Below are 6379 nucleotides of genomic sequence, written 5' to 3' on the forward strand. Positions count from 1 at the left end.
ATGAAAGCCTATAAAGACAAAGACGGGCAGGTTTTCCTTTTCAGGCCTGAAAAGAATTTTGAACGTATCAATAAGTCTGCAAAACGTCTTGCAATGCCTGAGGTAACGGAAGAAATGTTTTTGGATGGTTTAAAAGCATTAGTGGATATCGATAGAAACTGGATTCCTCAGGGAGAAGGAATGTCTTTATATATCAGACCGTTGATCTTTGCTACGGAAGAAGCTTTAAAAGCAAGAGTAGCTGAAAAATATATGTTTGCTATTGTGGCAACTCCTGCAAAAAGCTATTATACAGAGCCTGTTTCTGTAAAAATTTCAGATCATTATTCAAGAGCGGCTAACGGTGGTGTAGGCTCTGCTAAGGCTGCCGGAAACTATGCGGCTTCTTTCTACCCGACTCAGCTGGCAATCGAAGAAGGCTACGATCAGATCATCTGGACGGATGATGCTACTCATGAACTTTTTGAAGAAAGCGGTACCATGAATGTTTTCGTGAGAATCAACGATACTATTTATACGCCACCGACTTCTGAAAAAATCCTGGACGGGGTTACCAGAGACAGCTTCCTTCAGTTGGCTAAGAAAAGAGGTATTGAAGTAAAAGTAGAGCCGATTCCGGTAAAAACTGTTATTGATGCTCAGAGAAATGGAAGTTTAAAAGAAGTTTGGGGGGTAGGAACTGCAGTGGTAACTACTGTTTTCCAGGCATTAGGCTATAACAATGAGAAATTGGCATTACCTAAATTGTCTGATGAAGAAAGCTATGCTGTACTTCTTAAAAATGATCTTGTAAATATTCAGACCAATCTTTCTGAAGATTCATTCGGATGGAGAGTACTGGTAGAGAAAAACGTTCTTGAAACAGCTTAAATCTCTACAACAGATAATTATATAAAGCCAGGATATTCTTGGCTTTTTTTATTTTTTATATCCTGTGAAATGTGTATTTTCGCAAAAGTTTATGAAAAAAATACTCTTCATATCGGTATTGGGGCTGTTGAGCTGCAATAGGAATAATCAGGCTCATCCGCCTATTGGTGGGGTTTTAAGTCAGAATGACCTTGATGTTTCCAAGAACAGGATGAAAAACCTGAATGCCCAGGAAAGAATGCACATCCAGGAATGGATTGATGGACAGCCTGTAAAATATTATCCTACCAGGCTTAATTACTGGGTAAATACCGAAGGTTTTGACCTGAGAGAAAAGAGGCCGGACAACTCGCTGATCTCTTACTCTTATGAATTGTATGATTTTGACCAGACCAAAATCTATGATGAACCGATTGAAAGAAAAGATGCTAAATTCGGGCACTTTGATGAATTAAAGGCGGTAGAAAATGCTTTGCGTTTTATACATGATGGTGAGGAAGTTACGATTTTGGTTCCATCTGCTCTGGCATACGGAACGTATGGCGACGAGAAAAAAATAGATAACGACATCCCTTTAATCATAAAATTAAAAGCTCAATAAATGAAATTGTTTAACAAGAATATAATTCTGGCAGCGGCAAGTGTTTCGCTGATGAGTTGTACACCAATTTATAAAAAAATGAACGTAGACAAAGAAACTTACGAAGGTCTTAAAGACGGACTCTATGCTAATCTTCAAACTTCCAAAGGAAATCTTATTGTAAAGTTTGAAGACAAAAAATCGCCTGTTACTGTGGCTAACTTTGTTGGTCTTGCAGAAGGGAAAATTGATAACAAAGCTAAGGCTAAAGGAGTTCCTTTTTATAACGGAACGATTTTCCATAGAGTGATTAAAGATTTCATGATCCAGGGTGGTGATCCTCAGGGAACAGGAATGGGAGATCCAGGATACAAATTCGAGGACGAAAGAAACGACCTTAAACATACAGGTAAAGGTATTTTATCAATGGCAAACTCAGGGCCTAATTCAAACGGTTCCCAGTTTTTCATCACTGAAGTAGCAACCCCTTGGCTAGACGGAAAACACACCATCTTCGGAGAAGTGGTAAAAGGTAACGATGTAATTGATGCCATTGCAAACGTAGAGAAAGGAGCTCAGGACAAGCCTAAAACTGATGTGGTATTGGAAAAAGTGGCCGTTTTCAGTAAAGGTGATGAGTACAAAAATTATGATGCTGCAAAGGCCTTCAACGAAGGAAAATCTAAAATTGCTGAAAACAACAAAGCTTTTTTAGCGAAAGAAGAGGCTGAGAGAAAGAAAAAAGAAGAAGAATTTAAAGCAAACCAGCTGAAAATGGTTGAAGATTTAAAGGCAGGAATGCAGAAAACAGAATCCGGATTATACTACAAGATCACTAAAACTACAGGCGGAAAAGCCCCAAAAGCAGGTGATAACGTATCTGTACACTATGCCGGTAAATTGGTAGACGGAACTGAATTCGATTCTTCATTCAAAAGAAATGAGCCTATCGAAATTCCGATCGGAATGGGAAGAGTGATCAAAGGATGGGATGAAGGAATCCTATTATTAAAAGAAAGTGAAACTGCTACATTATTGATTCCGCCGGCAATGGCTTACGGAGAAAGAGGTGCAGGAGGAGTGATCCCGCCAAACGCATGGTTGATATTCGACGTTGAGCTTGTAAAAGTGCAGTAATCGAAACTTTATAAAAAACTGAAAAGCCGTCCGAAAGGATGGCTTTTATTAATCTATAACCCAATTATCACGATGAAACCCAAATTACTTATATTCTTATTCGTACTGCTTTCCGGGGTATCTTTCGGCCAGGCTAAAGCAAACACCGATGTGCAAGCGATAAAAAAATCATTTACTTATTTTACCAGCAGCATCAAAAATAAAAAGACAGATGAAGCCGTGAACTGCATGTATCCTAAATTCTTCACTATAGTACAGAAAGACCAGATGAAGCAGATCCTGGAAATGACCTACAACAACCCGTTTATGAAAGTCGACCTCCTGAATATGCAGTTTGGAACGGTTGAAAAGCCGGAATTGATTAATGGAGAGTATTTTTCTGTTTTTAATTATTTGTTTAACCTGAAATGCAATGTCGGTGCAATGAATGACGAGATGAAAAAGAAGGTCAGCAGTGTCCTGGAATCAAGGTATGGTAAAAAGAATGTGAAATATCTGGACAATGAAGGCGCCTATCTGATTAATGCCTATATGAAAGCCGGTGCCATTTCCACAGACAGAAAATACTGGAAATTTGTTATCCTTGAAAAGCAATACAAACCGGAATTGGTGAAGATTTTGCCACAGAAAATTCTTGACAAATTTTAGATATTTAGATTATAATTTTAAAGCCATCCGGAAAGGTGGCTTTTTTGTTTTTTATAGTCAAGTGATTGAAAATTCCGTAGAAATACGATTTTCCGTAAGGTATAATAATTATATATTTATATTTTCGAAACAAATAATGTTAACAGACATTGAACATTTAATTGATTAAGGAGAATTAAATTTTTCTTTTGACCAAATCAACTAAAATAACCATATAATGAAAAGAGTATTTTTAAAAAAGCCAATAGAAAAACTTCTTACTAAGCTTAAAAAATTAGAAGGGGTCTCAGATGTTGTTAAAAAAAGAAATAAATATTATGTGGATGGAAACTTATTACTTACTGTTACAAAAAATGAGCTGATTTATTCCAAATTTAGGTTTAGACCAAATAATATTGATAAGGTTTTAGAAGTTAAACATTTAGATTCAGTAAGAATTTTTATAAATCATGATACATTAAATATTTTAAATATAAATATTTTAAATCCTCCAAATAATGTTAATAAGATTTACAGTGTATTTAAAGAAATTGAAGAAATTTCTATTAGAAATATAACTATTGGAGATAGTAATAGGATTGAGAATGAAAATTTATATATAAATCTTGAAACATATAATAATATAATTAAGATTGATAATGAAGAAAGTGTTGAAAAATCACAAAAAGTATTTAATAGATTCATCCCCTTTTTAAAATCTGAGTTTAATTTTTTGACAGATAAAATCAATTCAAATAGAGATTATAACCTGTTGCTTAAAGAAATTATAGCTAGTGGTGAGATAGACCAAGAGGATTTAGTTTCATTATCTGATCAATTGGAAAGTGGATCTAAAAATCAAGTTGTTATTGAGAAGCAGATAAATAAGCAAACAAAATGGCTAATAGATACAATTGATGATATCCTTCAAAAAGATAATATCTCTATATCTGATGCAAAAGTCATCGGAAATAAAGAATTTGGGTTTTTAAAAACATCGATTACTGGCCCGGAGCATTTAATGGAAAAAATACTTAGTGAATATGGTCAGTATTGTTTGTTTGGAGTACCTGCATTATTAAATACAAATAAATATGTACAAAGAAAAGGAAGATCAAGATCACAGTTTGATTTAATTCTTATTAATCATTTAGGAGATGTCGAAGTGGTTGAATTAAAACGCCCGGATAAATATTTATTTAAATATGGAGGAGGTAGGGGAAAGTTTTATCCATCCGAAGATCTAGCAATAGCAATAGCCCAAACGGAAAGATATATCACAAACTTTCATAAAGATAATGATCCGGAATATAAAATTGATAATAAGACATTAAGAGAGTTTTTAAATGATAAAATTGGAGATACATTACACATAGAAACAATAAGGCCTAAGGGGTTGATAATTATGGGATCATGGAAAAACTTATGTCCGGATTATGAAAAACTCGATGAAAAAATAAAGAAAAAAATAAAAAAAGATGACTATGTAAATGATAGTTTACAAGCTTATAAAGAATTAACACATTCATTAAAAAATATTACAATCCTTACATATTCAGAGTTGTTGGAAAATGCAAGAACAAGATTAGAACTGGATTCTCAAAAATAAAGGTAATTTTCCTATTTTAGCTTAAAATAAATCCATGAAGAAAATCTCAATTCTGTTTTTCATTTTTTGTGTCGTTTTGGCTTCTGCGCAGGGGAAAAAATTCTTTGAAGGCGGGGAAGTGCAGCTTAAAAATCCGGTTGAAAAGATCAATTTAAACTTTACGAGTGATCTGCCTTTTGTAAAGGTAAGCATCAACGGAAAAACCTATAATTTTCTTTTTGATTCCGGGGCGCCGACGGTGATATCCAATGGAATCTATACAGAGCTGAATCTTGAGAAAAAACATAAAAGCAAAGTAAAAGATTCACAGAAAAACAAGCAGGAGCAGATTTTCACCCAACTGCCGGAAATGATGGTTGACAACGTTGTTTTTAAAAACATCGGGGTGATGGTAATGGATCTTACTATTTCCGAATTGGGCTGCTTTAAAATTGATGGAATTCTCGGGGCCAACCAGATGGCAAAGCTGTTCTGGAGGGTCAATTATTCCGAAAACTCTTTAGAAGCTACTACAGATTTAGCCAATTTTGATACAAGCGGGTATAAAATGGTCATTCCGTTTGAAACAAAGCCACAAAAAACACCGGTGGTAGAAACCAAAATTTTAGACAGGAATGTGAGCCTGAGTTTTGATACAGGATTCACAGGAAGACTGAAAGTTTCAGAAAACAACTACGATCCCAAAAAAGTAAAGCAGGCTGTTGAAACATACGGAACCAATGCGGTAGGAGCATTCGGGGCAGGGAAGCCGGAGGTTGGCTATATTTTCCGGACAGATAAGCTGTCTATAGGCAACGAAAGCTTTACCAATGAAATGGTAATGACCGGAAATTCAAACCTGATCGGAAATGACTTCTTCAAAGATTATATTTTCATCATGGATTGGAAGAATAATAAAATGTACATGAAACGCATTATCAACGAGCCTTCAAAATTCGAATCTTTTGGCTTCGGATACCGTTTCATCGATGCAAAACCTATGGTTTCACTGGTATTCCAGGGCGGAAACCTTCCGCTGACGATTGGAGATTCTATCATCAGCATCAATGGGGTAAACCTTGAGAATTTAGATAAAGAAAGTGCCTGCCACTATTTTATCAACAGGCTGGAAAGAGGTTTGCAGACCGTGGATGTAACGGTAAAAAGAAACGGGAAGCTCCTGGACTTTAAGCTCGATAAAAAAGAATATCTGCAGACAGATATTTAAGCCTACCCATTTCGTTTTATTGTAACAGTTTTTCTCCATCGGAATGATAGAGAAAATGATCCCCTATGCCATTTATTTACCCATATACAATTATCCGGATATAGACTACAGCTACTTAATAAGGTGGCTACAGGGAGTCTGTAAGTACCTGATCCCGGTACGGAAGCGTCTCTATACACTTATATAAGTGGCTTAGGATAGTCATGCAAGTGGTTTCAGGTATTTCCGGACCGGGTATAGGTGGTTTTTAACCGTCTACACCCCCTTACCTAAGGGGGTGTAGACACTTGCATAAGTATCCCCGGACACTGTGTAACCGCCTATGGATACTTAGGGTAGTGTTTTCGGG

General features: G+C 35.8%; 6 protein-coding genes. All 6 read left to right on the top strand.

Annotated features, from left to right (window positions below):
- A partial coding sequence (gene ilvE, locus PMI13_RS18250; protein ID WP_007846506.1) for a branched-chain-amino-acid transaminase occupies positions 1-870 on the top strand: 870 nt, incomplete at its 5' end.
- A 91-nt stretch (positions 871-961) separates the two neighbouring features.
- Positions 962-1471 carry an FKBP-type peptidyl-prolyl cis-trans isomerase gene (locus tag PMI13_RS18255; RefSeq protein WP_007846508.1) on the top strand — a complete coding sequence of 170 codons (510 nt, stop codon included), beginning with the start codon at positions 962-964 and terminating at the stop codon, positions 1469-1471.
- Positions 1472-1549: 78 nt separating this feature from the next.
- Complete coding sequence (locus PMI13_RS18260; RefSeq protein ID WP_238536336.1) at positions 1550-2587, top strand: peptidylprolyl isomerase; 1038 nt, start codon at positions 1550-1552, stop codon at positions 2585-2587.
- Between the two features lie 72 nt (positions 2588-2659).
- The gene (locus PMI13_RS18265; protein ID WP_007846512.1) at positions 2660-3235 is read left to right on the top strand and encodes a hypothetical protein; all 576 of its coding nucleotides are present in this window, start codon (positions 2660-2662) and stop codon (positions 3233-3235) included.
- A 217-nt stretch (positions 3236-3452) separates the two neighbouring features.
- The gene (locus tag PMI13_RS18270) at positions 3453-4823 is read left to right on the top strand and encodes a Shedu anti-phage system protein SduA domain-containing protein (RefSeq protein ID WP_007846514.1); all 1371 of its coding nucleotides are present in this window, start codon (positions 3453-3455) and stop codon (positions 4821-4823) included.
- A gap of 34 nt (positions 4824-4857) precedes the next feature.
- Complete coding sequence (locus PMI13_RS18275; RefSeq protein WP_007846517.1) at positions 4858-6030, top strand: aspartyl protease family protein; 1173 nt, start codon at positions 4858-4860, stop codon at positions 6028-6030.
- The last annotated feature ends 349 nt before the right edge of the window (positions 6031-6379 follow it).

The sequence above is a fragment of the Chryseobacterium populi genome (genome assembly GCF_000282115.1).
In the GTDB taxonomy this organism is placed as follows: domain Bacteria; phylum Bacteroidota; class Bacteroidia; order Flavobacteriales; family Weeksellaceae; genus Chryseobacterium; species Chryseobacterium populi.

Coding starts and splice junctions, on each gene's coding strand:
- PMI13_RS18265 (WP_007846512.1), top strand. CDS start 2,660: ATGAAACCCAAATTACTTATATTCTTATTCGTACTGCTTTCCGGGGTA.
- PMI13_RS18255 (WP_007846508.1), top strand. CDS start 962: ATGAAAAAAATACTCTTCATATCGGTATTGGGGCTGTTGAGCTGCAAT.
- PMI13_RS18260 (WP_238536336.1), top strand. CDS start 1,550: ATGAACGTAGACAAAGAAACTTACGAAGGTCTTAAAGACGGACTCTAT.
- PMI13_RS18270 (WP_007846514.1), top strand. CDS start 3,453: ATGAAAAGAGTATTTTTAAAAAAGCCAATAGAAAAACTTCTTACTAAG.
- PMI13_RS18275 (WP_007846517.1), top strand. CDS start 4,858: ATGAAGAAAATCTCAATTCTGTTTTTCATTTTTTGTGTCGTTTTGGCT.